General features: G+C 58.7%; 21 protein-coding genes and 2 tRNA genes. 13 read left to right on the top strand and 10 right to left on the bottom strand.

Annotation, left to right across the window (positions count from 1 at the left end):
• Positions 1 to 4 precede the first annotated feature (4 nt).
• Positions 5 to 1,066, bottom strand: a complete 1,062-nt coding sequence (gene dinB, locus ACYZT1_RS06430) for a DNA polymerase IV (protein ID WP_462018186.1) — start codon at positions 1,064 to 1,066, stop codon at positions 5 to 7.
• Positions 1,067 to 1,366: 300 nt separating this feature from the next.
• Here dinB and ACYZT1_RS06425 point away from each other — a divergent pair.
• From ACYZT1_RS06425 to ACYZT1_RS06410, 4 genes are all read left to right on the top strand, one after another.
• Positions 1,367 to 1,443: transfer RNA gene (locus ACYZT1_RS06425), tRNA-Met, on the top strand.
• Positions 1,444 to 1,648: 205 nt separating this feature from the next.
• A tRNA-Met gene (locus ACYZT1_RS06420) sits at positions 1,649 to 1,725 on the top strand.
• Between the two features lie 347 nt (positions 1,726 to 2,072).
• On the top strand, positions 2,073 to 4,643 hold the full coding sequence (gene mprF / locus ACYZT1_RS06415; protein WP_462019199.1) for a bifunctional lysylphosphatidylglycerol flippase/synthetase MprF: 2,571 nt from the start codon (positions 2,073 to 2,075) through the stop codon (positions 4,641 to 4,643).
• A complete protein-coding gene (locus tag ACYZT1_RS06410) occupies positions 4,643 to 5,932 on the top strand; it encodes a virulence factor family protein (RefSeq protein ID WP_462018185.1) in 1,290 nt (429 codons plus the stop codon). The genes mprF and ACYZT1_RS06410 overlap by 1 nt, the downstream gene beginning before the upstream one ends.
• A gap of 62 nt (positions 5,933 to 5,994) precedes the next feature.
• On the opposite strand, the gene ACYZT1_RS06405 is transcribed toward ACYZT1_RS06410, so the two are convergent.
• A complete protein-coding gene (locus ACYZT1_RS06405; protein ID WP_462018184.1) occupies positions 5,995 to 7,896 on the bottom strand; it encodes a potassium transporter Kup in 1,902 nt (633 codons plus the stop codon).
• Between the two features lie 291 nt (positions 7,897 to 8,187).
• Here ACYZT1_RS06405 and rimO point away from each other — a divergent pair, with 291 nt between their 5' ends.
• The 5 genes from rimO to tsaA all read left to right on the top strand — a co-directional run bounded on the left by rimO (position 8,188) and on the right by tsaA (position 12,438).
• Positions 8,188 to 9,525 (top strand): 30S ribosomal protein S12 methylthiotransferase RimO, encoded by a 1,338-nt coding sequence (gene rimO, locus ACYZT1_RS06400; RefSeq protein ID WP_462018183.1) that lies wholly within the window; start codon positions 8,188 to 8,190, stop codon positions 9,523 to 9,525.
• A 111-nt stretch (positions 9,526 to 9,636) separates the two neighbouring features.
• Positions 9,637 to 10,110, top strand: coding sequence for a GNAT family N-acetyltransferase (locus tag ACYZT1_RS06395; protein ID WP_462018182.1), 474 nt, complete (start codon positions 9,637 to 9,639; stop codon positions 10,108 to 10,110).
• 103 nt (positions 10,111 to 10,213) lie between these two features.
• Positions 10,214 to 10,924, top strand: coding sequence for an rRNA pseudouridine synthase (locus ACYZT1_RS06390; protein ID WP_462018181.1), 711 nt, complete (start codon positions 10,214 to 10,216; stop codon positions 10,922 to 10,924).
• 74 nt (positions 10,925 to 10,998) lie between these two features.
• Positions 10,999 to 11,466 (top strand): YehS family protein, encoded by a 468-nt coding sequence (locus ACYZT1_RS06385; protein WP_462018180.1) that lies wholly within the window; start codon positions 10,999 to 11,001, stop codon positions 11,464 to 11,466.
• A 273-nt stretch (positions 11,467 to 11,739) separates the two neighbouring features.
• On the top strand, positions 11,740 to 12,438 hold the full coding sequence (gene tsaA, locus ACYZT1_RS06380) for a tRNA (N6-threonylcarbamoyladenosine(37)-N6)-methyltransferase TrmO (RefSeq protein ID WP_462018179.1): 699 nt from the start codon (positions 11,740 to 11,742) through the stop codon (positions 12,436 to 12,438).
• A 126-nt stretch (positions 12,439 to 12,564) separates the two neighbouring features.
• Here tsaA and fpr read toward each other — a convergent pair whose 3' ends face one another.
• The gene (gene fpr / locus ACYZT1_RS06375) at positions 12,565 to 13,344 is read right to left on the bottom strand and encodes a ferredoxin-NADP reductase (RefSeq protein WP_007947184.1); all 780 of its coding nucleotides are present in this window, start codon (positions 13,342 to 13,344) and stop codon (positions 12,565 to 12,567) included.
• 143 nt (positions 13,345 to 13,487) lie between these two features.
• On the opposite strand from fpr, the gene ACYZT1_RS06370 reads away from it, so the two are divergent.
• On the top strand, positions 13,488 to 14,414 hold the full coding sequence (locus ACYZT1_RS06370) for a LysR family transcriptional regulator (RefSeq protein WP_462018178.1): 927 nt from the start codon (positions 13,488 to 13,490) through the stop codon (positions 14,412 to 14,414).
• Here the strand turns inward: ACYZT1_RS06370 and ACYZT1_RS06365 are convergent.
• The 3 genes from ACYZT1_RS06365 to ACYZT1_RS06355 all read right to left on the bottom strand — a co-directional run bounded on the left by ACYZT1_RS06365 (position 14,411) and on the right by ACYZT1_RS06355 (position 16,446).
• On the bottom strand, positions 14,411 to 14,773 hold the full coding sequence (locus ACYZT1_RS06365; RefSeq protein ID WP_462018177.1) for a diacylglycerol kinase: 363 nt from the start codon (positions 14,771 to 14,773) through the stop codon (positions 14,411 to 14,413). The two genes, ACYZT1_RS06370 and ACYZT1_RS06365, sit on opposite strands and share 4 nt — an antisense overlap.
• Positions 14,774 to 14,842: 69 nt before the next feature.
• Positions 14,843 to 15,499: a response regulator transcription factor ErdR gene (erdR, locus tag ACYZT1_RS06360; RefSeq protein WP_462018176.1), complete on the bottom strand. Its 657-nt coding sequence runs from the start codon at positions 15,497 to 15,499 to the stop codon at positions 14,843 to 14,845.
• Positions 15,500 to 15,696: 197 nt separating this feature from the next.
• A complete protein-coding gene (locus tag ACYZT1_RS06355; RefSeq protein WP_462018175.1) occupies positions 15,697 to 16,446 on the bottom strand; it encodes a tRNA-uridine aminocarboxypropyltransferase in 750 nt (249 codons plus the stop codon).
• Between the two features lie 201 nt (positions 16,447 to 16,647).
• On the opposite strand from ACYZT1_RS06355, the gene ACYZT1_RS06350 reads away from it, so the two are divergent.
• Positions 16,648 to 17,073 (top strand): PA3611 family quorum-sensing-regulated virulence factor, encoded by a 426-nt coding sequence (locus ACYZT1_RS06350; protein WP_028622520.1) that lies wholly within the window; start codon positions 16,648 to 16,650, stop codon positions 17,071 to 17,073.
• Here ACYZT1_RS06350 and ACYZT1_RS06345 read toward each other — a convergent pair whose 3' ends face one another.
• Complete coding sequence (locus ACYZT1_RS06345) at positions 17,074 to 17,274, bottom strand: hypothetical protein (RefSeq protein ID WP_462018174.1); 201 nt, start codon at positions 17,272 to 17,274, stop codon at positions 17,074 to 17,076.
• A 359-nt stretch (positions 17,275 to 17,633) separates the two neighbouring features.
• Here ACYZT1_RS06345 and ACYZT1_RS06340 point away from each other — a divergent pair, with 359 nt between their 5' ends.
• Positions 17,634 to 18,752 (top strand): LOG family protein, encoded by a 1,119-nt coding sequence (locus ACYZT1_RS06340; protein WP_462018173.1) that lies wholly within the window; start codon positions 17,634 to 17,636, stop codon positions 18,750 to 18,752.
• A 42-nt stretch (positions 18,753 to 18,794) separates the two neighbouring features.
• Here the strand turns inward: ACYZT1_RS06340 and recX are convergent, their stop codons facing one another.
• The 3 genes from recX to ACYZT1_RS06325 all read right to left on the bottom strand — a co-directional run bounded on the left by recX (position 18,795) and on the right by ACYZT1_RS06325 (position 20,907).
• A complete protein-coding gene (gene recX / locus ACYZT1_RS06335; protein ID WP_462018172.1) occupies positions 18,795 to 19,262 on the bottom strand; it encodes a recombination regulator RecX in 468 nt (155 codons plus the stop codon).
• Positions 19,263 to 19,270: 8 nt separating this feature from the next.
• The gene (recA, locus tag ACYZT1_RS06330; RefSeq protein WP_462018171.1) at positions 19,271 to 20,323 is read right to left on the bottom strand and encodes a recombinase RecA; all 1,053 of its coding nucleotides are present in this window, start codon (positions 20,321 to 20,323) and stop codon (positions 19,271 to 19,273) included.
• A gap of 83 nt (positions 20,324 to 20,406) precedes the next feature.
• Entirely contained in the window at positions 20,407 to 20,907 is a 501-nt protein-coding gene (locus tag ACYZT1_RS06325) for a CinA family protein (RefSeq protein ID WP_462018170.1), read from the bottom strand.
• Positions 20,908 to 21,205: 298 nt separating this feature from the next.
• On the opposite strand from ACYZT1_RS06325, the gene mutS reads away from it, so the two are divergent.
• On the top strand, positions 21,206 to 23,785 hold the full coding sequence (mutS, locus tag ACYZT1_RS06320) for a DNA mismatch repair protein MutS (RefSeq protein WP_462018169.1): 2,580 nt from the start codon (positions 21,206 to 21,208) through the stop codon (positions 23,783 to 23,785).
• Positions 23,786 to 23,882: the final 97 nt, after the last annotated feature.

Below are 23,882 nucleotides of genomic sequence, written 5' to 3'. Positions count from 1 at the left end.
CAAACTACCGCTCAAACAACTCCATCTGCTCAAACCCGCCGCGCAAATCCTCCAGCCTCACCCCGACTCCCAACAACCGTACCGGTTTGCCGCCGCGGTTAAAGGCCTGGGCCAACAACAGCTGATAACTCCCCAAATCCCGCCCTGCCCCGGCCTGCTCCAGCGTGGTCTGGGTAAAGTCGTGGAACTTCACTTTGACGAAAGGCTTACCCGGCCGATAGCTGCTGTCGATGCGCGCCATACGCCCGGCAAGGGTTTCCAGCAGCTCCGGTAATTTCTCCAGGCAACTGGCCAGATCCGGCAGATCGACGTTGTAAGTGTTTTCGACACTGATCGACTGCCGGCGACTGTCGTTGTGCACCAGACGGTCATCAATCCCACGGGCCAGACTCCAGAGCCTTTCACCAAAGCTGCCGAATTCACGTACCAGCGCCAGCTTGTTCCATTCACGCAAATGCGAGCAGTCGACGATGCCAAGCCGACCCAGTTTGTCCGCGGTAACTTTGCCGACGCCATGCAGCTTGCTGACCGGCAAACCGCTGACGAAGTCCTCAACCTGGTCGGGCGTGATAACGAACAGGCCGTTGGGCTTCTTCCAGTCACTTGCAATCTTGGCGAGAAATTTGTTCGGCGCGACGCCAGCTGAAACGGTGATGTGCAGTTGATTCGACACCCGCCGACGGATGTCCTGGGCGATGCGCGTGGCGCTGCCTCCGAAATGCGCACTGTCGGAAACATCGAGGTAAGCCTCATCGAGGGAAAGCGGCTCGATCAGATCGGTGTAATCACGGAAAATAGTGTGAATTTCCTTCGATGCTTCTCTATAAGCGTCCATGCGAGGCTTGACGATGGTGAGGTCCGGACACAATTTCAAGGCATGGCCCGAAGACATCGCTGAACGGACGCCATACGCCCGCGCTTCATAGTTACAGGTAGCAATGACCCCCCGGCGATCCGCCGACCCGCCAACCGCCAGTGGTTTTCCGGCTAGCTGAGGGTCGTCACGCATTTCGATGGCCGCATAAAAGCAGTCGCAGTCGACGTGGATGATTTTTCGCTGTGTCATATAAAAGCGGCGTTCATCAGGGGAAACGGAGCCAAAGCGCGTAGGACGCGCAGTATCTCACTGACACCTGTATATAGCACCAGTACCGCGAATGTTCTTTGCGCGGCGTAGGAAGAGTAACCGATGAATTTATTTTCTCAATCGACAGGCCTAGCCCGATAGAGCTACAGCCCTTGTCATACGTGCCTTCCAGCCTGCCCTTCCAGTCTTCACGCTTGCTAAGCGATTGAACCTGAACAGGTTTTATCTGTATCGAAGGTTGACAGCCCAGCGATCCTCTGTAGAATGCCGACACACAGACGCGGGATGGAGCAGTCTGGTAGCTCGTCGGGCTCATAACCCGAAGGTCGTCGGTTCAAATCCGGCTCCCGCAACCAAACATCAAAAAAGGCTACTCGAAAGAGTGGCCTTTTTTGTGCACGCGTGTTTTAGAGACGTGAGATTAACAATCTCAGAACCCGTTTTGATTCCAAGGCTTACTCCTCCCCTGCGACCGTTTGACGCCATCCATGGGCAATTGACGCTTATTTTGGATTAGCGGTTGACACCCCGTCGTTCGCCTGTAGAATGCCGCCACACAGACGCGGGATGGAGCAGTCTGGTAGCTCGTCGGGCTCATAACCCGAAGGTCGTCGGTTCAAATCCGGCTCCCGCAACCAAACATCAAGAAAGGCTACTCGAGAGAGTGGCCTTTTTTGTGCCTGTCGAAAAAGTCCTGTTTTAACAATGACCTGTCTTCCTTCGACACACAGTCATGGGCTGCATTTTTTCCGTTTGAAACTACGCTGACACTGAACAAGACACTCGCCTGAGGCCATCTCGCGATCGCCGGAAGAGGGCGAGCAGCGTAATATTTGGAATTATTTTTTCTTGCAGGGATTGGTAACTTGGCTGGATACCCCCATCCTGTCGCGCACAATCCAAGAGGTGATTGATGCGCGCCAACTCGTCTGCTTCACATGACTGCGTCACCGCGACACAACCGATCAAAACCGAACGTCTGCGCATGCTTGATCGTGTCAGCAAATACCGTCAGCCCATCGGCTTGGCGGTCACGCTGCTGTTGTTTGCCATCGCGCTGATCGCCTGTCGTCATCTGCTCAGCGAACTCGACTTGCACGCGTTGCACGACTCGGTTCTCAATGTTCCCAAACCGGCGCTGCTAGGCGCAGTCGCTGCGACCATCGTCGGCTTCACCATCCTGCTCGGATATGAATGGTCGGCTAGCCGTTATGCCCGCGTGACGCTGGCGCCGCGTACTCTGGCGCTCGGTGGGTTCACCGCGTACGCAATCGGCAATGCCATCGGTCTTTCGATGCTGTCAGGCGGCTCGGTGCGTTACCGTTTATATGCACGTCATGGCCTGGGAGCGTCGGAAGTCGCTCACATGACGCTGTTCGCCAGTCTCTCGCTCGGTTGCGCCCTGCCCCCGCTGGCGGCGCTGGCAACCCTGAGCAATCTGCCGGCCGCATCCGCTGCGCTGGGTTTTTCGGAAACGTTGCTGGGGTCAGTGGCTGCTGCCGTGCTGGTGCTGTTCGCCGCTTTGGCCGTCGGTATTTACCGTCGCCGCCTGCCGGACCAACCTTACCCCGACAACCTGCTGGTCAAAGCCGGACGCCGCACGTTGCGCCTTCCAGGCCGCCGCCTGACCTTTGTGCAACTGATCATCACCGCGCTCGACGTCGCTGCCGCTGCAACGGTGCTTTATTTGTTGCTGCCACAAGCGCCACCGTTCGGCGCATTCCTGTTGGTGTATCTGCTGGCCCTGGCTGCCGGGGTGCTCAGCCATGTGCCCGGCGGGGTCGGCGTGTTCGAGGCGGTCCTGCTGGCGGCCTTCGCCGACAAACTCGGCGCCGCTCCGCTCGCCGCAGCACTTCTTCTCTACCGCTTGATTTATGTCGTGCTGCCGTTGCTGGTCGCGTGTTTGCTGCTGCTGATCAACGAAGGCCAGCGCCTGTTCCAGACACGTCAAAGCCTGCGCGCCGCATCCGGCATGGCCGCGCCGATCCTTGCGTTACTGGTGTTTCTGTCCGGTGTGGTGCTGCTGTTTTCCGGTGTGACTCCGGAGATCGATACCCGCCTGGAACACATCGGCTTCCTGATCCCGCATCGCTTGGTCGACGCCTCGCACTTCGGTGCCAGCCTGGTCGGGGTGCTTTGCCTGCTGCTGGCTCAGGGCCTGCGCCGGCGCTTGTCGGCCGCGTGGATGCTGACCACCATTTTGTTGCTGGTCGGTGCCCTGCTTTCCCTGCTCAAGGGTTTCGATTGGGAAGAAGCCTGCCTGATGACCCTGACCGCGAGTTTGCTGGGGGTTTTCCGGCGCTCGTTCTATCGCCCCAGTCGGCTGACGGAACTGCCCTTCTCCCCGCTGTATCTGGTGTCGAGCCTGTGCGTGCTCGGCGCGTCGATCTGGTTACTGCTGTTCGCCTATCAGGACGTTCCTTACAGCCATCAACTCTGGTGGCAATTCACCCTGGACGCCGACGCACCACGAGGCTTGCGCTCGCTACTCGGCGCCGCTGTGCTGTTGCTGGTGGTGTCGCTGACCTGGCTGTTGCGCACTGCACGTCCGGTCATCCATTTGCCAACACCTGCAGAACTCGACCGAGCGGTAAAAATCCTCATGGCGTCGGCGCAACCGGATGGCGGCCTGGCCCTGACCGGTGACAAGGCGTTGCTATTCCACCCCAACGACGAAGCCTTCCTGATGTACGCGCGGCGTGGTCGCAGCCTGGTAGCCTTGTACGACCCGATTGGTCCCAGCCAGCAACGCGCGGAAATGATCTGGCAGTTCCGTGACCTGTGCGACCTGCATCATGCCCGCCCCGTGTTCTATCAAGTGCGCGCAGAAAACCTGCCGTACTACATGGACATCGGCCTGAGCGCGATCAAGTTGGGTGAAGAGGCGCGAGTCGACTTGCTTCGTTTCGATCTCGACGCCAAAGGCAAAGAGATGAAAGACCTGCGTTATACCTGGAACCGCGGCACTCGCGATGGCCTGTCACTGGAGATCCATGAACCCGGGCAGGCACCGATGGATGAGCTCAGGGTGATTTCCGATGCCTGGCTGACCGGCAAAAATGTGCGCGAAAAAGGCTTCTCGCTCGGCCGTTTCAGCAACGACTACCTCAAACATTTCCGCATCGCGGTGATTCGATTCGAAGGGCGTCCGGTGGCGTTCGCCAACTTGCTCGAGACATACGGTCACGACCTGGCCAGCCTCGACCTGATGCGTGCGCACCCGCAAGCTCCGAAACTGACCATGGAATTCATGATGGTCGGCCTGCTGCAACATTATAAAAGTCATGGCTATGCGCGCTTCAGCCTGGGCATGGTACCGCTTTCGGGGTTGCAGCCCCGACGTGGCGCGCCGTTGACTCAGCGCCTGGGCTCGATGGTGTTCCGCCGTGGTGAGCAGCTTTACAACTTCCAGGGCTTGCGCCGCTTCAAAGACAAGTTCCAGCCAGACTGGGAACCCCGTTATATGGCCGTGCCCGCCGGACTCGATCCGCTGGTCGCGCTGGCCGACACTGCCGCCCTGATTGCGGGCGGTCTGACTGGATTGGTGAAACGCTGATGATTCAACGCTCCTTGCGCTATGTATTGGCCACGCTGTTGGTGCTGGCCCTGATTGTCGCCGGCGGTTATTGGTACCTCAATCGTCCCGCGCCCCATCCGACCCTCGAAGTGCTGACAGCGGCCGGCGGTCCTGCCATGACTCGCGTCATGCCTGGTAACACCGCGCGCGCACAGGTGCTGGTGGCAGTAACTGCCGGGCAAAAGCTCAGCGACAAGCAATTGATGACCCTGAGCCGCACCGGCTCGGCGCAGATTGTTCAAGTGATCCTGCCGGAAGACTGCCTGCTGCAGAGCCGCGCTCTGCAAACCGGTTTGAGAGCGCTAAACGGCCCCGCAACGCTCGTCAGTGGTATCGGCCCCGGCGCCGTGCTGGCCTGGCGCTGGCTGTCCGAGCAAAAGGACAACAAGGCTCAGGCTGTCTCGGTCGACCTGGCCCTGGAAAAACCCGGCTGCACCCACCTGCTGCCGAAAAGCGCCACCCACGGCCATTGGCTGGTCGCCTGGAATGACAACCCGGATGACACCAGTGCCGGTTTTGTGCGCGACCAACCCAATGCCGAGACCAGCATCAGCGACTACGACATCAACTTGCCACAGGTGCTGAACAACGAACTGCGCAAAATTCTGGTCGGTGGCGACAAGGCCGCTGGCGGTTTGCAGATTCCGGTGGTGGAAGTGCCGGCCGGTCAAGCCAACGACACCGTCACCCTGTTCCTTTCCGGTGACGGCGGGTGGCGAGATCTCGATAAAAACGTCGCAGGCGAAATGGCCAAGATCGGCTACCCGGTGGTCGGCATCGACACCTTGCGCTACTACTGGCAGCACAAGAGCCCCGAGCAAAGCGCCCTGGACCTGACGGAGTTGATGCAGCACTACCGGCAGAAATGGGGCATCAAGCGCTTCATCCTCACCGGCTACTCATTCGGCGCCGACGTGCTCCCGGCGATTTACAACCGCCTGGAACCGGCCGAACAGCAGCGCATCGACGCCATCATCCTGCTAGCCTTCGCCCGCACCGGCAGCTTCGAAATCGAAGTTGAAGGCTGGCTCGGCAACGCCGGCAAAGAAGCCGCCACCGGCCCGGAAATGGCCAGGCTGCCGTCTGGGAAAGTGGTGTGCATCTACGGCGAAGAGGAAGTAGACGAAAGCGGCTGCACCGAAAAGACGGCTGTTGGCGAGGCAATCAAATTGCCGGGCGGCCATCACTTCGACGAGAACTACCCGGCGCTGGCCAAGCGGTTGGTGGATGTTATCGAGAAGCGGCAGGGCAAAGTCGCTCAAGAGTGATCTGAGCCGCAAACAAAAAGCCCCCGCTACCTTCACGGCAACGGGGGCTGGATATCGCGCCTTTACATCTCCACCTGTGTTCCCAACTCAATCACCCGATTCAACGGCAGATTAAAGAACCGCAAATTGCCATTGGCATTCTTCAACATGAAGGCGAACAACGCCTCGCGCCAGCGGGCCATGCCTTCGAGTTTGGAAGCGATGACCGTTTCGCGGCTGAGGAAATAAGTTGTTCGCATCGGGCTGAAATCAAGGTCGTCCAGGTGACACAATTTCAGCGCTTGCGGCACATCCGGCTCGTCGACGAAGCCGAAGTGCAGAATTACCCGGAAGAAACCTTCGCCGTGGGATTCAACTTCGAAACGTCGAGACGGCGGTACGCGCGGGATGTCTTCGTACACCACGGTCAGCAGCACCACTTGTTCGTGCAACACCTGGTTATGCAACAGGTTGTGCAACAACGCGTGAGGTACGGCGTCCGGGCGGGCGGTGAGGAACACGGCCGTGCCTTGAACCCGATGTGGCGGCTGCACGGCGATACTGCTGATGAAAATCGGCAGCGGCAACCCGCTCTCGTCCATACGCTCGACCAGCAACTGCTTACCGCGTTTCCAGGTGGTCATCAGGGCGAACAACGCGATACCGGCGATCACCGGGAACGCGCCGCCCTGGATGATTTTCGGCACGTTGGCGGCGAAGTACAAACCGTCCACCAGCAGGAAACCGAGCAACAACGGGACCGCGAGAATCGGCGGCCATTTCCACAGCAGCAGTATCACCGCCGACACTAGAATGGTGGTCATCAGCATGGTGCCAGTGACCGCCACGCCGTAAGCCGAAGCCAGCGCGCCGGAGGATTCGAAGCCCAGCACCAGCAGGATCACGCCGACCATCAGCGACCAGTTCACCGCACCAATGTAGATCTGGCCCTGTTCGGCGCTGGAGGTGTGCTGGATGTGCATGCGCGGAATGTAGCCAAGCTGGATCGCTTGGCGGGTCAGGGAAAAGGCACCGGAAATCACCGCTTGCGAAGCAATCACCGTGGCCATGGTCGACAGACCGACCAGCGGAATCAGTGCCCAACTTGGCGCCAGCAGATAGAACGGGTTGCGCGCTGCTTCCGGATCACCCAGCAACAGTGCGCCCTGACCGAAGTAATTGAGCACCAACGCCGGAAGTACGAGGATGAACCAGGCCCGGGCAATCGGCTTGCGGCCGAAGTGGCCCATGTCGGCGTATAGCGCTTCGGCGCCAGTCAATGCCAGCACCACGGCGCCGAGGATCGCCACGCCCATGCCCGGATGCACCACAAAAAAGCGCACGGCCCACACCGGGTTCATCGCCTGCAACACTTGCGGCTGCTGCAAGATGCCGTAGACCCCCAGCGCCCCCAGCACCACAAACCAGGTGACCATGATCGGCCCGAACAAGATGCCGATTCGCGCCGTGCCGTGACGCTGGATCAGGAACAACGCGACCAGCACGATCAACGACAACGGCACCACCCAATGGTCGATTCCTTCGAATGCCAGGCCCAGGCCTTCAACGGCCGAGAGCACGGAAATTGCCGGGGTGATCATGCTGTCACCATAGAACAATGCCGCGCCTATCAGTCCGCACACCACCAACAGACTGCGCAACCGCGCGTGCCCTGCGGCGGCGCGCCGAGCCAGCGCGGTGAGCGCCATGATGCCGCCCTCGCCCTGGTTGTCGGCTCGCAGCACGAACATCATGTATTTGATCGAGACCACCCAGATCAGCGACCAGAAAATCAGCGCCAGAATCCCGAGCACGCCGTCATGATTGACGGGCACGCCATAGCCGCCGGAAAACACTTCTTTAAGGGTGTACAGCGGGCTTGTGCCGATATCGCCATAAACCACCCCGACTGCCGCGACCAGCATACCGATCGGCTTTGCCGCCGAATGCTCTGCGCCCGCCGCCTGACTACTTGCCTGACCCATCTACCACTCCTGATACTCAGACCGGACTTCTTCGAAAGAAGCACTATTCTTTTGCTGCGCAGCATGCGCTGTTTTACTTGCTGTTACAGACGTTTTGTTGACTGTCAAAAATCGATAAAGGTCAAAGCCGCGAAGCATAGCGCAGCACTCGTCGTATTTCCCTGCATAAAGCTGGTCAAGTGCGCGCCTCATCGCTAGAATTGCGCACTTTTTGATCAGAGACGCTACAAGGCGTCCGATTGTCGTCTTGCCCGTTTGTGGCACGAGGCGTCACAAATACCGAGGTTAGACATGTCCACCACTCCTGCGCCGGCCAATCCAAAGGTTGGCTTCGTATCCCTGGGTTGCCCCAAAGCACTGGTCGACTCCGAGCGCATCCTTACCCAGCTGCGCATGGAAGGCTATGACGTCGTGTCCACGTATCAGGACGCGGACGTCGTGGTGGTCAACACCTGCGGTTTCATCGATTCGGCCAAGGCCGAGTCGCTGGAAGTGATTGGCGAAGCGATCAAGGAAAACGGCAAGGTCATCGTCACCGGTTGCATGGGTGTGGAAGAAGGCAACATTCGCAAGATTCACCCCAGCGTGCTGTCCGTGACCGGTCCGCAGCAGTACGAGCAAGTGGTCAATGCCGTGCATGACGCCGTGCCGCCGCGTCAGGACCACAACCCGCTGATCGATCTGGTGCCGCCGCAAGGGGTCAAACTGACTCCGCGCCACTACGCCTATCTGAAGATCTCCGAAGGCTGCAACCACAGCTGCAGCTTCTGCATCATCCCGTCGATGCGCGGCAAACTGGTCAGTCGTCCGGTCGGTGACGTGCTCGACGAGGCACAACGCCTGGTCAAGGCCGGCGTCAAAGAGCTGTTGGTGATTTCGCAAGACACCAGCGCCTACGGCGTCGATGTGAAGTACCGCACCGGTTTCTGGAACGGCGCGCCGGTGAAAACCCGCATGACCGAACTGTGCGAAGCCTTGAGCTCGCTCGGCGTCTGGGTGCGCCTGCACTACGTTTACCCGTATCCGCACGTTGACGAGCTGATTCCCCTGATGGCGGCCGGCAAAATCCTGCCGTACCTGGACATCCCGTTCCAGCACGCCAGCCCGAAAGTCCTCAAGTCGATGAAACGCCCGGCCTTCGAAGACAAGACCCTGGCGCGCATCAAGAACTGGCGCGAGATTTGCCCGGACCTGATCATCCGCTCGACCTTCATCGTCGGCTTCCCGGGCGAAACCGAAGAAGATTTTCAGTACCTGTTGAACTGGCTGACGGAAGCCCAGCTTGACCGCGTCGGCTGCTTCCAGTACTCGCCGGTCGAAGGCGCGCCGGCCAATCTGCTGGACCTGGACATCGTGCCGGACGACGTCAAGCAGGACCGCTGGGATCGCTTCATGGCGCATCAACAAGCCATCAGCTCGGCGCGTCTGCAACTGCGTATTGGCCGGGAAATCGAAGTGCTGGTCGATGAAGTCGACGACCAGGGCGCGGTCGGCCGCTGCTTCTTTGATGCCCCGGAAATCGACGGCAACGTGTTCATCGACAACGGCAGCAACCTGAAACCGGGCGATAAAGTCTGGTGCAAAGTGACCGACGCCGACGAATACGACCTGTGGGCTGAACAGATCTAAACGCAAAAAATACGAAAGCCCTGCTCTCCTGACGACATGCGGGGCTTTTTTAGGTCTATCGTTTGAGGATGAGAGGGACGCATCACATCAACGACTCAAGGAGCCCCCGGCATGGGCCTGCATTCGGTCATCCACACGCCCAGACAACGCGACTACGAAGAACTCACTCGGGTATGGGAAGCCTCGGTGCGCGCCACCCATGACTTTTTGCCGGACAGCTACATTGAACTGCTGAAGAATCTGGTGCTGACCCGCTACCTTGATGCGGTGATGCTGGTGTGCACCAAAGACTCACGCCAGCGCATTACCGGGTTTGCCGGGGTCGCGGCGGGCAAGATTGAAATGCTTTTTATCGATCCGGCGCATCGCGGCCAGGGAATTGGCAAACAATTGCTGCGTTATGCCATGGAGCAGTTCAACGCCGATGAACTGGACGTTAACGAACAGAACGCCCAGGCACTGGCGTTTTACCTCAAGCAGGGCTTCGAGGTGATCGCGCGCTCTGAAGTAGACGGGATGGGCAAGCCCTATCCATTGCTGCATATGCGGTTGCGGCAGGCGGAACGATTGACGCGAAAGGGCTGACACCACGCAACCCCACAGGAAAATCAGCCCCAATGAAATGGACCCGCGATTAACCGGCGCCAGGCAGGTACAATGCTCACTCCTTTTTTGTTACGGCCCTGTCATGACTGACCCGATTCGTCTCTCCAAACGCCTCATCGAACTCGTCGGCTGTTCCCGTCGCGAGGCTGAGCTGTTCATCGAGGGCGGCTGGGTCACCGTGGACGGTGAAGTCATCGACGAACCGCAATTCAAGGTCGAAAAGCAAAAAGTCGAGCTCGATCCTGAAGCCAAGGCCACTGCACCGGAGCCGGTGACTATCCTGTTCAACGTCCCCGCAAACATGGATGCGGACACGGCAATGGCGGCCATCAGCGCCGAAACCCTGAGCGAAGAACACCGCTTCAGCAAACGCCCGCTCAAGGGTCACTTCCTGCGCCTGACCGCCAGCACTGACCTGCAGGCCAAAGCCAGCGGTTTGCTGGTGTTCACCCAGGACTGGAAGATCCTGCGCAAGCTCACGGCCGATGCTGCCAAGATCGAGCAAGAATATGTGGTCGAGGTTGAAGGTGAGATGGTGGCTCACGGTCTCAATCGCCTGAATCACGGCCTGACCTACAAAGGCAAGGAGCTGCCGCCGGTCAAGGCCAGCTGGCAGAACGAAAACCGTCTGCGCTTTGCGATGAAGAACCCGCAACCGGGCGTCATCGCCTTGTTCTGCCAGGCCGTTGGCCTGAAGGTCGTTGCCATCCGCCGTATCCGTATCGGCGGCGTGTCCATCGGCAAAGTGCCGCTGGGACAGTGGCGCTACCTGTCCGGCAAAGAGAAGTTTTAAGACTTTACGCCGCCCCCCATTTTTGGCGTCGTTGTTTATGCGGCGCCCACTGCTGAATATCAGGATTGCACACCATGATTCATAACGACGTACTGCGCAGCGTGCGCTACATGCTCGACATCAGTGACAAGAAAGTCATCGAGATCATCAAGATCGGCGGCATGGACGTGAGCCTCGAAGACTTGCTGACGTACCTCGACAAGAAAGAGGAAGACGAGGAAGGCTTCGTCCGTTGCCCGGACGAAGTCATGGCGCATTTCCTCGATGGCCTGGTGATCTTCAAGCGTGGCAAGGACGAAAGCCGTCCGCCGCAGCCGATCGAAACGCCAGTGACCAATAACATCATTTTGAAAAAACTGCGTGTGGCCTTCGAACTGAAGGAAGACGACATGCACGCCATTCTCAAAGCGTCCGAGTTCCCGGTATCCAAGCCAGAACTGAGCGCCCTGTTCCGCAAGTTCGGCCATACCAACTATCGCCCGTGCGGCGATCAGTTGCTGCGCAACTTCCTCAAGGGGCTCACTCTGCGAGTGAGAGCGTAAAAAAGCTGCAAGCTGCAAGCTGATCGAGTCTCGCTTGTAGCTTGTTATCCCGCTGGATGGGGGGTTTAGCTTCTGAGACTTGCGGTGAAACCTTCGCGGGCAAACCTTGCCACGGGTGTTGTGGCGCACCCCAAATGTGTGTCGATCGAGCCCCCTGTGGGAGCGTGCGGGCGGCGTTCCGACTTGCCCGGGAAGAGACCGGCCCTGCCCCATCGGATTTGATGTCCGGCGGGTTATCATGCCCGCCCGGATTCTCGCCTCGACCTCCAGACCATGACTTTCAGCGTTTCCCCCATCGGCTTCGTTCGCTCCTGCTTCAAGGAGAAGTTTGCCATCCCGCGCCAGCCGCAACTGGCCCCGGCCGCTCGCGGCGTGCTGGAACTGGTGCCGCCGTTCGATCAAGGTGATGCGGTGCAAGGCCTGGAGCAGGTCAGCCACGTCTGGCTACTGTTCCTGTTTCATCAGGCACTGGAGGAAAAGCCGCGCCTGAAAGTCCGCCCTCCTCGCCTGGGCGGCAACAAGTCCATGGGCGTTTTTGCCACCCGAGCAACGCACCGACCCAATGGCATCGGCCAGTCCGTGGTCAGGCTGGACAAGGTCGAAGCCAGTCGCCTGTGGATATCCGGAATAGACCTGCTCGACGGGACCCCGATTCTCGACATCAAGCCTTACGTGCCTTACGCCGACGTCATCGAATCGGCTTCCAATACCATTGCCAGCGCGGCGCCGCAGTTGATTCCCGTGCAGTGGACGGATGCGGCGCTAATCCAGGCTCACGACCACGCTCGGCGCCTTGACGAGCCCTTGGTCGAGTTGATTGAGCAGTGTCTGGCCCAAGATCCACGCCCGGCGTATCAAACGCCGGCCCCTGAGCGCGAATACGGTGCGCAGTTCTGGGATGTAGACGTGCGCTGGCATTATCCCGACACAGGTCTGATCCGCGTCCTTGAAGTCATTCCCGCGACAGGCTGAACGCTTCAAACCACTGTGGGAGCGAGCTCGCTCGCGATAGCGGTGTATCAGTCGACAGTGTTGTTGGCTGACATATCGTTATCGCGAGCAGGCTCGCTCCCACAGGTAAAGCAGCGCAGCGGTTTCTTACTTCTCGACGAACGCTCGCTCGATCAGGTAATCACCCGGCTCGCGCATCCGTGGCGAAACTTTCAGGCCGAAGCTGTTCAACACTTCGCTGGTCTCGTCGAGCATGCTCGGGCTGCCACACAGCATGGCGCGGTCGTCCTGCGGGTTGATCGGCGGCAGACCGATGTCGCTGAACAGCTTGCCGCTGCGCATCAGGTCGGTCAGGCGGCCTTCGTTTTCGAACGGCTCACGGGTCACGGTCGGGTAGTAGATCAACTTGTCACGCAGGGACTCGCCGAAGAACTCGTTCTGCGGCAGGTGCTCGGTGATGAATTCGCGGTAGGCGACTTCGTTGACGTAACGCACGCCGTGGCACAGGATCACTTTTTCGAAACGCTCGTAGGTTTCCGGGTCCTGGATGACGCTCATGAACGGCGCCAGACCGGTACCGGTGCTGAGCAGGTACAAATGTTTGCCAGGCTTCAAGTCATCCAGCACCAGGGTGCCGGTAGGCTTCTTGCTGATGATGATCTCGTCGCCTTCCTTCAAATGCTGCAGCTGGGAAGTCAGCGGGCCATCAGGCACCTTGATGCTGAAGAATTCGAGATGCTCTTCCCAGTTCGGGCTGGCAATCGAGTAAGCGCGCATGAGCGGCCGGCCGTTGGGCTGTTGCAGGCCGATCATCACGAACTGACCGTTCTCGAAGCGCAGGCCCGGATCGCGGGTGCACTTGAAGCTGAACAGAGTGTCGTTCCAGTGGTGAACACTGAGGACACGCTCGTGGTTCATGTTGCTCATGTACGTGGGACTCCTGGGAATTAGGTCTGCGCGTGCTTGGCGCCGCTGGAATAAACAGTTGTGCGCAATTGCATCGCATTCTAATAGCAGTAACAATATCTGTTAAATGGATTATTAAGATAAGGGTTATCGGTTATATAGATATGCGATTCACTCTCCGTCAACTTCAAGTATTCGTCGCCGTCGCCCAGCAGGAGAGCGTATCCCGCGCTGCCGGCTTTCTCAACCTCTCACAATCGGCGGCAAGTACCTCGATCACCGAACTGGAGCGCCAGTCCAGCTGCCAGCTGTTTGACCGTGCCGGCAAACGGCTGAGCCTCAATGCCCTCGGTAAACAGCTGTTGCCGCAAGCGGTGGCGTTGCTCGATCAGGCCAAGGAAATCGAAGACCTGCTCAATGGCAAGTCCGGTTTCGGTTCGCTGGCAGTCGGTGCCACCCTGACCATCGGCAATTACCTGGCGACCTTGTTGATCGGCAGCTTCATGCAGCGCCACCCGGAGAGCCAGGTGAAACTGCACGTGCAGAACACCGCCAACATCGTGCAACAAGTCGCTCACTATGAAATTGATCTGGGTCTGATTGAAGGCGATTGCAGCCACCCGGACATTGAGGTGCAAAGCTGGGTCGAGGATGAGCTGGTGGTGTTCTGCGCGCCTCAACACCCGCTGGCCAAGCGCGGCACCGCGTCCATGGATGAACTCAGCCATGAAGCCTGGATTTTGCGCGAACAAGGCTCTGGCACGCGACTGACCTTCGACCAGGCCATGCGTCATCACCGCAGCGGGTTGAACATTCGTCTTGAGCTGGAGCACACCGAAGCGATCAAACGCGCGGTGGAATCAGGCTTGGGGATTGGCTGCATATCGCGGCTGGCGCTGCGTGACGCGTTTCGTCGTGGCAGCCTGGTACCGGTGGAGACACCGGATCTGGACCTCGCCCGGCAGTTCTATTTCATCTGGCACAAACAGAAATATCAGACGTCGGCCATGCGCGAATTCCTCGACCTGTGCCGCGCTTTCACCGCCGGGGTGCAGCGCAGCGACGAGATCGTATTGCCTAATATTGCTTAAAGCAGAATCACCGCCCACACCAGCCCGATCATGGTCAACGCCACTAACTGCGCAGCGCTGCCCATGTCCTTGGCGTTTTTCGACAGTGGGTGCAATTCGAGAGAGATGCGGTCAATCGCGGCTTCGACCGCAGAGTTGAGCAACTCGACAATCAATGCCAAAAGACAGACGGCAATCAACAGCGCCTGCTCGACGCGGCTGACATTCAGAAAGAACGACAACGGAATCAAGACGACGTTGAGTAACACCAGCTGCCGAAACGCGGCCTCACCGATGAAGGCGGCGCGCAGGCCGTCCAGTGAATAACCCGAGGCGTTGAGGATGCGTTTCAGACCGGTCTGGCCTTTAAAAGGAGACATAGAGTGGGCAACTGACCAAAAGAGAGTGGGAAAACTAGATCAACCCGAGTCAAAAAAGCGTGAAGACACCTATGCCTGGTGGCTCGAAATTGACTCAAGTTGTTGCAACAGTAAAGCAGCCTGGGTCCTGGTTCGCACATTCAGCTTGCGAAATATCGCCGTGACGTGCGCTTTGATGGTCGCTTCGGAAACACTCAGCTCATAGGCGATTTGCTTGTTCAGCAAACCTTCACAGACCATGGTCAATACTCGAAACTGTTGCGGCGTCAGACTGGCAAGTCCTTCACTGGCGGCTTTCGCTTCGGCGGAAACACTGACGGCTTCAAATGCTTGAGGCGGCCAGAACACATCGCCGTCGAGCACTGCCCGCACGGCTTTTTGAATGACACTCAGGTCGCTCGACTTTGGAATGAAACCGCTGGCCCCGAACTCGCGAGACTTCACCATGATCGTCGCCTCCTCCTGAGCCGAAATCATGACCACCGGAATTTGCGGGTATTGCCCGCGCAACAGCACCAGGCCGGAGAAACCGTACGCGCCGGGCATGTTCAAATCCAGCAAGACCAGATCCCAGTCGGCCTTTTCGTCCAGACGGGTTTCGAGCTCGGCGATACTCGCCACTTCGACCAAACGAACCTCAGGGCCAAGGCCCAAAGTTAACGCCTGATGCAAAGCAGAACGAAAGAGCGGATGGTCATCGGCAATCAGGATGTCGTATGTGGCCATTGTTTTAATGATCCTGTTTTTCAAACAACTGGAGGTGCAACCACGCAACTGCACCAACAGAGCACGATCAACGCCAATCACGTCAAAAAACGGCGTTTCAAACTTCGGCCGCGCCCTAATCGGCGCCAAGCATGCCCAGCGAAATCGGGGTGGTCAAGCGACGTGGTCGGTACACACTTTTGCAGTACGGGCGACAATCAGCAGACGGCTGCGGCCGCGTTTTGCACGAAGGGCTTAAGCTCGGCATGCGCCGGGGTGGACACGTCCATATCGAGCTGATGTTTGGCATCCAGATAATGTTGGCTGAAAACATCGAAATAAGCGCCAAGAGCCGAGGCCGCCTCACCGTCGCCAGCCAGGTCAAGGCATAACGCGGCCACTTCCGCGGTACACAGATGTTCGCTGCGGGTCGACCGGCGCAATCGATAGCGTGAGAGTTTTTCCGGTAGCAGGCTGAGAATCGGCAAGGCGTCGAAGTAAGGGCTCTTGCGAAATATCTTGCGGGCCTCGGTCCAGGTCGCGTCCAGCAGAATGAACAGTGGCCGCCTGGTGCTGCCCGTGTCGACGCTGTGAGTCACTCGTTCCGGCGCAACGTACTCGCCGGGAAACACCAGGTAGGGTTGCCACTGCGGGTCGGCGAGCAACGCCAGCAACTGCGAGTCGACTTCTGTCCGCGACCAGATGAACGCGTGGTTGTCGCGCACCACATCGGCAATCAACCAGCCGGTATTGCTGGGCTTGAACACTTCCTTGTTGGTCATGATCAGGCATACCCCGGCGCGGGTCTCGACCTGCGGACGCCAGGCGCACAGGCAATGACTTTTGATCACGCGACAAGCGCGGCACCGCGGCGCTCTCCAGCCACGGGCCTGAATGGGCTTGACGCCCTCTTCCTCGCGCTGATCGCGCAAGCGGGCGACGGCGTTCGATGCAAAAGGCTGGCTCATCGCAGGCAAGTCCCGCAGGAAAGGAAAATCGACACGAAAACATACTCGGCTGGGCGGAAAATGCCGGCAGTTTATCAGAGCGGCCGGCGCAAGCCTGTACCGTCCAGGCCCCGTCCCCTATAATTTGGCGCCACTGAACGCACAGTCATGTGAGGGGTCGAACCTGTCACTGAGCACCCGTCACTGAATCTGGAGAGTTTCATGCTGCGCCTTATCGTTCCCACCGCTGCCATTTTGCTGGCATCGTCTTTCAGCGCTCAGGCTGCTTCCCTGAGTGAGCAGAATCTAAACCGGGAGCTGCGAAACGTCGCCGCACAAAGCAGTGCGGGCACTCCACGGGCGATCAATGAAGACATTCTTGATCAGGGCTACACCGCCGAAGGTAACGTGCTGATCAATCATCTAAGCGTGCAAAGCAGCCATGCCGACAAGATGCGCGCCGATCCCAAAGCCGTGTATTTCCAGCTTGGCGCCTCGGTTTGCAACAACCCGTCGTTCCGCAAGCTGATGGCCAAAGGTGCGGTCATGCGTTACGACTTCACTGAGGTGAAGACCAACCGTTCGGTCGGTTCGGCCAGCTATCAGGAATCAGATTGCCCCAAGGCAACGCCTGCGAAAAAGAAGTAACTAACGCGACTGGGCATTGGCGCGTCGCTGTTCATCTTCGGCGCGCAGTTCTGCCAGCAAAGCCTGCAAATATCTGGAATGCCGTTCGGGGCCCTCAAGACGTCGGCAACACTCCTCTTCAACACTCAGATTGTTGGTCTCGGCTGATGATTTGAGCAGTCGATACAGTTGCGTATCGATCTCCAGAATGACTCTGGCCATCACCTCGGCTCCCTGCTCATCGCCCGCGTTTGAGCGAAAAAATCCTTTGACTGCATGTACCCTGCGTGCCGCAGCACCCATAGATGTGGCGTTACGCCTGCCAATCAGTAAATCAGAGTGTGGGGCATGCGGGCTGCCGCCAGACGAGCGGTGAAACCACCTTGCAAATAGTCAATAAGCAGTTGCCAGGAAAGACTTTGTGGCGCAATCATCATCGCAGTGAAGATCAGCAAGAGGGTCCGGTTCCGACTCAGTGAACCGTCCAGGCGCTAACCTGGCCTGACAGTGATACACGAGGTATTGCGGCGCCGATGACTGCCTCGTCGGACCCAAGCGCTTTGTGCAGAAGGAGAAGTTGAATGCCTTACCAACCGAATGACCTCCTCAGCCGTCATTTCGAAGAAAGCGGCCACGACCTGATCAGCAGAGTCCAAGAACAACTCAAGCTTGTTTCACCCAACAGCCCGAACATCCCGATCTACCGCGACATGATCCTGACCGTGCTGCGCATGGCTCAGGAAGACCACAACCGCTGGAACGCCAAAATCACCCTGCAGGCCTTGCGCGAACTCGAGCAGGCGTTCCGCGTGCTCGAAAAGTTTCGCGGTCGGCGCAAGGTCACCGTGTTCGGCTCGGCCCGAACACCAGTCGAGCATCCGCTGTATGCGATGGCCCGAGAACTCGGCGCTGCGCTGGCGCGCTCCGACCTGATGGTCATCACCGGTGCCGGTGGCGGCATCATGGCCGCGGCCCACGAAGGTGCAGGCCGGGAACACAGCCTTGGGTTCAACATTACTCTGCCGTTCGAGCAGCACGCCAATCCCACCGTCAATGGCACCAGCAATTTGCTGCCTTTCCACTTTTTCTTCACCCGTAAACTGTTTTTTGTGAAGGAGGCCGATGCGCTGGTTCTCTGCCCTGGCGGCTTTGGCACGCTGGATGAAGCGCTCGAAGTATTGACGTTGATTCAGACCGGTAAAAGTCCACTGGTGCCGGTGGTGCTGCTGGATGCCCCTGGCGGTAATTTCTGGCAAAGCGCGCTGGACTTCATTCGCAGTCAACTGGAAGAAAACCGCTATATCCTGCCGACCGACATGAAACTTGTCAGTCTGGTTTACAGCGCCGAAGAGGCGGTCGAGCAGATCAATCAGTTCTACAGCAACTTCCACTCGAGCCGCTGGCTCAAGCATCAATTCGTGATTCGCATGAATCACAAGCTAAGCGACGATGCGCTTGAGCAGATGCAGGAAGCTTTTGCCGACCTGTGCCTGAGCGATCACTTCCACCAGCATGCCTACAGCGGTGAAGAACACGACGAGCAGCAGTTCAGTCATCTGGCGCGATTGGCCTTCACCTTCAACGCTCGCAATCACGGCCGGCTGCGCGAACTGGTGGACTTCATCAACCTGCCGCAGAATTGGGCGACAGCCAAACCCGGCGCTCAGCAGCATTCGCGGGAGCCCATACACCTCACGTGAAGCAAAAAAAACGGCCCGCTATTTAAATAGCGGGCCGTTTGATTAATCCCCCATGCCTCGACCGCTGAACAAGCGGCTGATCATTTCCATGGAATAACCTCGATAGCTCAGGAACCGGCCTTGTTTGGCACGTTCTCGTGCATCTATGGGCAGATGCCCGGAGAATTTGCGTCGCCAGGTATCGTCCAGTTGTTCCTGCCAGTTGATTCCGCTTTCGCGTAACGCGAGTTCGATATCCGCACGCTGCAGTCCCCGCTGGCTCAGTTCTTCGCGGATACGCAAGGGACCATAGCCAGATCGGGCACGATAGGAGACGAAGCTTTCGAGGTAACGGGATTCGGACAGCAAGCCCTCTTCCGTCAAACGGTCGAGTGCTGCGTCGATCATCTCGGGGAGTGCGCCGCGCTGACGAAGTTTACGCGTCAGCTCGACTCGACCGTGCTCGCGTCGCGCGAGCAGGTCCATTGCGGTCCGCCGCACTGCGACGGGTGTATCGAGTACGGCGGTCATTGGATCAATCAAACATCCACGTCAACCAGGTCATCAGCTTTCACTCGGTCTGCCGATGCTTTAACGTCCGGCGCAGGAGTCAACAGCTTGTCGCGCAGCTGCTTCTCAAGCGTCGCGGCAATATCCGGATTATCCGCCAGGTACTTGGCCGAGTTGGCCTTGCCCTGACCGATCTTGGTACCGTTATAGGCGTACCAGGCACCAGACTTCTCAACGAAACCATGCAGGACCCCAAGGTCGATCATCTCGCCATTGAGGTAGATGCCCTTGCCGTAAAGAATCTGGAATTCAGCCTGACGGAATGGCGAAGCCACCTTGTTCTTCACAACCTTGACGCGGGTTTCGCTACCAACGACTTCGTCACCTTCTTTCACCGCACCTGTACGGCGGATGTCCAGACGAACCGAGGCGTAGAACTTCAGCGCGTTACCACCGGTGGTGGTTTCCGGGCTGCCGAACATCACGCCGATTTTCATGCGGATCTGGTTGATGAAGATAACCAGGCAGTTGGCGTTCTTGATGTTACCGGTGATCTTGCGCAACGCCTGAGACATCAGACGAGCCTGCAGGCCGACGTGCATGTCGCCCATTTCGCCTTCGATTTCAGCCTTGGGCACAAGCGCCGCCACGGAGTCGACAATAATCACGTCAACCGCATTGGAACGCACCAGCATATCGGTGATTTCCAGGGCTTGCTCGCCGGTGTCCGGCTGAGAAACCAGCAGGTCATCAACGTTTACGCCGAGTTTGCCGGCGTACTCCGGGTCGAGGGCATGTTCAGCGTCGACGAATGCGCAGGTCGCGCCGGCTTTTTGAGCCTGGGCGATCACGGACAGTGTCAGCGTGGTTTTACCGGAGGATTCAGGACCGTAGATTTCGACGATACGGCCTTTTGGCAGACCGCCAATGCCCAGCGCAATGTCCAGACCCAGAGAGCCAGTAGAGATGGATGGGATCGCCTGACGGTCCTGATCGCCCATACGCATTACGGCACCTTTGCCGAATTGACGTTCGATCTGACCCAGGGCCGCAGCCAAGGCTTTCTTCTTGTTGTCGTCCATTAAAGTCCTCACGTAATCAATAAGGCCTGACGGCCAACACCTGTATAAGTAGACAGTATTATTCCACAGCACTTCAAGATCGCCTACCCCTGATTTGAGATTTCTCCCGCGGCGTGGCGCAGCAGCCCCTCTAGCGCGGCCTTCACCGTTTGTCGGCGAACTTCGTCGCGGTTACCGGGGAAATGCTGAACCTCGCTGAAAACCCGCTCGCCCACGCCCCATGCCAGCCAGACGGTGCCCACCGGTTTGTTTGGCGAACCTCCATCCGGGCCGGCGACACCGCTGACGGCCACGGCGAAATGCGCACGGCTTTTCTCCTGGGCGCCCCGCACCATGGCCTCCACCACCTCGCAACTGACCGCTCCGACCGTCGCGAACAACTCGGTCGGGACATTCAGTTGCTCGGCCTTCTGACGGTTGGAATACGTGACATACCCGGCTTCAAACCATGCCGAACTTCCCGGAATGCGGGTAATCGCTTCCGAGATCCCGCCACCGGTGCACGACTCTGCGGCGGTGACATGAGCATTGAGAACCTGCAGGCGTCTGCCAAGTTCAGCGGCGAGCTGGGTGATTTCTTTCACGGTCATCTCCTGAGCGAGCAGAATGAGAACTACCGTACACGAGCATAGGGCGCTTGCAAGGCACAGGGCCGACTCAAAATGTTAGCGGGAAAAACGCGGGGTGCAGAAACCGCAAAAACCGAGGGTTATGACCCATCAGCCGCATCATCAGGTCTCACTTCAACCGCGCCTGTGCGCTTGGCAAGCTTTGATGCCTGCGTCACTTCGACTGCCCATGGTAACCTTGCGCCCATCGCGGAAAAGCCGGGCCGACGCCCCTCCTTTGCCCTACACCTTTCAACGAATTGCCTGATATCCGATGAATAAAGCACTTTCCGATCTGTCCTCTCACACCCCAATGATGCAGCAGTACTGGCGCCTGAAAAACCAGCATCCCGACCAGTTGATGTTCTACCGCATGGGTGATTTCTACGAAATTTTCTACGAAGACGCGAAGAAAGCCGCCAAATTGCTGGACATCACCCTGACCGCTCGCGGGCAATCTGCCGGTCAGGCGATTCCCATGTGTGGGATTCCTTACCACGCTGCTGAAGGTTACCTGGCGAAACTGGTCAAGCTCGGCGAGTCGGTGGTGATCTGTGAGCAGGTCGGCGATCCGGCGACCAGTAAAGGACCGGTTGATCGTCAGGTGGTGCGAATCATCACGCCGGGTACGGTCAGTGATGAAGCCTTGCTCGACGAACGTCGCGATAACCTGATTGCAGCGGTGCTGGGTGACGAGCGCCTGTTCGGTCTGGCGGTGCTGGACATTACCAGCGGCAACTTCACGGTGCTGGAGATCAAGGGTTGGGAAAACCTGCTGGCGGAACTGGAGCGGGTCAATCCAGTGGAGTTGATGATCCCGGATGACTGGCCAAAGGATCTGCCCGCGGAAAAACGCCGTGGGGTTCGGCGTCGTGCGCCGTGGGATTTCGAGCGCGACTCGGCGTTGAAAAGTCTCTGCCAGCAGTTTTCGACGCAAGACCTGAAAGGCTTCGGTTGCGAGAATCTGACTCTGGCCATCGGTGCCGCCGGTTGCCTGCTCAGTTACGCCAAGGAAACCCAGCGCACCGCCCTTCCCCATTTGCGCAGCCTGCGCCATGAACGGCTGGACGACACTGTGGTGCTGGACGGCGCGAGTCGTCGCAACCTGGAGCTGGACACCAATCTGGCCGGTGGCCGCGACAATACGCTGCAATCGGTAGTCGATCGCTGCCAGACCGCCATGGGCAGTCGTCTGCTCACCCGCTGGCTGAACCGACCGCTGCGCGATCTCTCGGTGCTGCTGGCCAGGCAAACCTCGATCACCTGCCTGCTCGATCGCTATCGATTCGAAAAGCTGCAACCGCAGCTCAAGGAGATTGGTGACATCGAGCGGATTCTGGCGCGGATCGGTTTGCGCAACGCCCGCCCGCGGGACCTTGCGCGACTGCGCGATGCCCTGGGCGCGCTGCCGGAATTGCAACAGGCGATGACCGAGCTGGAAGCCCCGCACATCATCCAATTGGCGGCCACCACCAGCACCTACCCGGAACTCGCGGCGCTGCTGGAAAAAGCCATCGTCGACAACCCGCCAGCGGTGATCCGCGATGGCGGCGTGTTGAAAACCGGTTACGACAGCGAGCTGGATGACCTGCAATCGTTGAGCGAAAACGCCGGACAATTCCTCATTGATCTGGAGGCACGCGAGAAAGCGCGCACCGGCCTGTCGCATTTGAAGGTCGGCTACAACCGCATTCACGGTTACTTCATTGAGCTGCCGAGCAAACAAGCCGAATCGGCCCCGGCTGACTATATTCGTCGGCAAACACTCAAAGGTGCCGAGCGCTTCATCACGCCGGAACTGAAAGCGTTCGAGGACAAAGCCCTGTCGGCCAAAAGCCGGGCGCTGGCCCGCGAGAAGATGTTGTATGAGGCGCTGCTCGAAGACCTGATCGCCCAATTACCTCCATTGCAGGACACCGCTGCTGCATTGGCCGAGCTGGACGTGCTGAGCAACCTTGCCGAACGCGCCCTGAACCTGGACCTGAACTGCCCGCGCTTCGTCGACGAACCGTGCATGCGCATCAGCCAGGGCCGCCACCCGGTGGTCGAGCAAGTGCTGACCACGCCGTTCGTGGCCAATGATTTGAACCTCGACGACAACACTCGGATGCTGGTGATCACCGGGCCGAACATGGGCGGTAAATCCACCTATATGCGCCAGACGGCGTTGATCGTACTGCTCGCGCACATCGGCAGCTTTGTCCCGGCGGCAAGTTGCGAGCTGTCGCTGGTCGACCGGATCTTCACGCGGATCGGTTCCAGTGACGACCTCGCGGGCGGGCGCTCGACGTTCATGGTCGAAATGAGCGAAACTGCGAACATTCTGCACAATGCTACCGAGCGCAGTCTGGTGCTGATGGACGAAGTCGGCCGCGGCACCAGCACGTTCGACGGCCTGTCCCTGGCCTGGGCGGCGGCAGAACGTCTGGCACATTTGCGCGCCTATACGCTGTTCGCCACTCACTACTTCGAACTGACGGTATTGCCGGAAGCCCAGCCGCTGGTAGCCAACGTGCACCTCAATGCGACCGAGCACAACGAGCGCATTGTCTTCCTTCATCACGTATTGCCGGGGCCGGCCAGCCAAAGTTACGGTCTGGCGGTGGCGCAACTGGCCGGTGTGCCGAGCGAAGTGATCGTGCGTGCCCGCGAGCATCTCGGTCGGCTGGAAGCGACGGCGCTGCCGCATGACGTCCCCAAGCCAATCAAAGGCAAACCGGCCGCGCCCCAGCAGAGCGACATGTTCGCCAGCTTGCCGCACCCGGTGCTGGATGACCTGGCCAAACTTGATCTGGATGACATGACGCCACGACGCGCGTTAGAAATGCTCTATACACTAAAGACACGGATCTAACGCACTTGCCTGCAAGCTGTTAGAATCTCGCGCGGTTTGGGATGCTGCAGGCTACAGCCTGGCTTGCAGACTATCGCTCCCAAACCCGGCGACCCCA

It is taken from the genome of Pseudomonas sp. PB3P13 (genome assembly GCF_054897735.1).
Note: the sequence above shows the minus strand (reverse complement) of the source record. Positions and strands in the feature narration are given on the sequence as shown.

Bases quoted from the DNA above. Each gene is read 5' to 3' on its own strand.
- recX (WP_462018172.1), bottom strand. From the start codon at position 19,262: ATGACCGCCGTACTCGATACACCCGTCGCAGTGCGGCGGACCGCAATG.
- dinB (WP_462018186.1), bottom strand. From the start codon at position 1,066: ATGACACAGCGAAAAATCATCCACGTCGACTGCGACTGCTTTTATGCG.
- mutS (WP_462018169.1), top strand. From the start codon at position 21,206: ATGAATAAAGCACTTTCCGATCTGTCCTCTCACACCCCAATGATGCAG.
- erdR (WP_462018176.1), bottom strand. From the start codon at position 15,499: ATGGCCACATACGACATCCTGATTGCCGATGACCATCCGCTCTTTCGT.
- ACYZT1_RS06410 (WP_462018185.1), top strand. From the start codon at position 4,643: ATGATTCAACGCTCCTTGCGCTATGTATTGGCCACGCTGTTGGTGCTG.
- rimO (WP_462018183.1), top strand. From the start codon at position 8,188: ATGTCCACCACTCCTGCGCCGGCCAATCCAAAGGTTGGCTTCGTATCC.
- ACYZT1_RS06350 (WP_028622520.1), top strand. From the start codon at position 16,648: ATGCTGCGCCTTATCGTTCCCACCGCTGCCATTTTGCTGGCATCGTCT.
- mprF (WP_462019199.1), top strand. From the start codon at position 2,073: ATGCTTGATCGTGTCAGCAAATACCGTCAGCCCATCGGCTTGGCGGTC.
- fpr (WP_007947184.1), bottom strand. From the start codon at position 13,344: ATGAGCAACATGAACCACGAGCGTGTCCTCAGTGTTCACCACTGGAAC.
- ACYZT1_RS06340 (WP_462018173.1), top strand. From the start codon at position 17,634: ATGCCTTACCAACCGAATGACCTCCTCAGCCGTCATTTCGAAGAAAGC.
- ACYZT1_RS06345 (WP_462018174.1), bottom strand. From the start codon at position 17,274: ATGGCCAGAGTCATTCTGGAGATCGATACGCAACTGTATCGACTGCTC.
- ACYZT1_RS06370 (WP_462018178.1), top strand. From the start codon at position 13,488: ATGCGATTCACTCTCCGTCAACTTCAAGTATTCGTCGCCGTCGCCCAG.
- ACYZT1_RS06405 (WP_462018184.1), bottom strand. From the start codon at position 7,896: ATGGGTCAGGCAAGTAGTCAGGCGGCGGGCGCAGAGCATTCGGCGGCA.
- tsaA (WP_462018179.1), top strand. From the start codon at position 11,740: ATGACTTTCAGCGTTTCCCCCATCGGCTTCGTTCGCTCCTGCTTCAAG.
- ACYZT1_RS06395 (WP_462018182.1), top strand. From the start codon at position 9,637: ATGGGCCTGCATTCGGTCATCCACACGCCCAGACAACGCGACTACGAA.
- ACYZT1_RS06365 (WP_462018177.1), bottom strand. From the start codon at position 14,773: ATGTCTCCTTTTAAAGGCCAGACCGGTCTGAAACGCATCCTCAACGCC.
- ACYZT1_RS06385 (WP_462018180.1), top strand. From the start codon at position 10,999: ATGATTCATAACGACGTACTGCGCAGCGTGCGCTACATGCTCGACATC.
- recA (WP_462018171.1), bottom strand. From the start codon at position 20,323: ATGGACGACAACAAGAAGAAAGCCTTGGCTGCGGCCCTGGGTCAGATC.
- ACYZT1_RS06390 (WP_462018181.1), top strand. From the start codon at position 10,214: ATGACTGACCCGATTCGTCTCTCCAAACGCCTCATCGAACTCGTCGGC.
- ACYZT1_RS06355 (WP_462018175.1), bottom strand. From the start codon at position 16,446: ATGAGCCAGCCTTTTGCATCGAACGCCGTCGCCCGCTTGCGCGATCAG.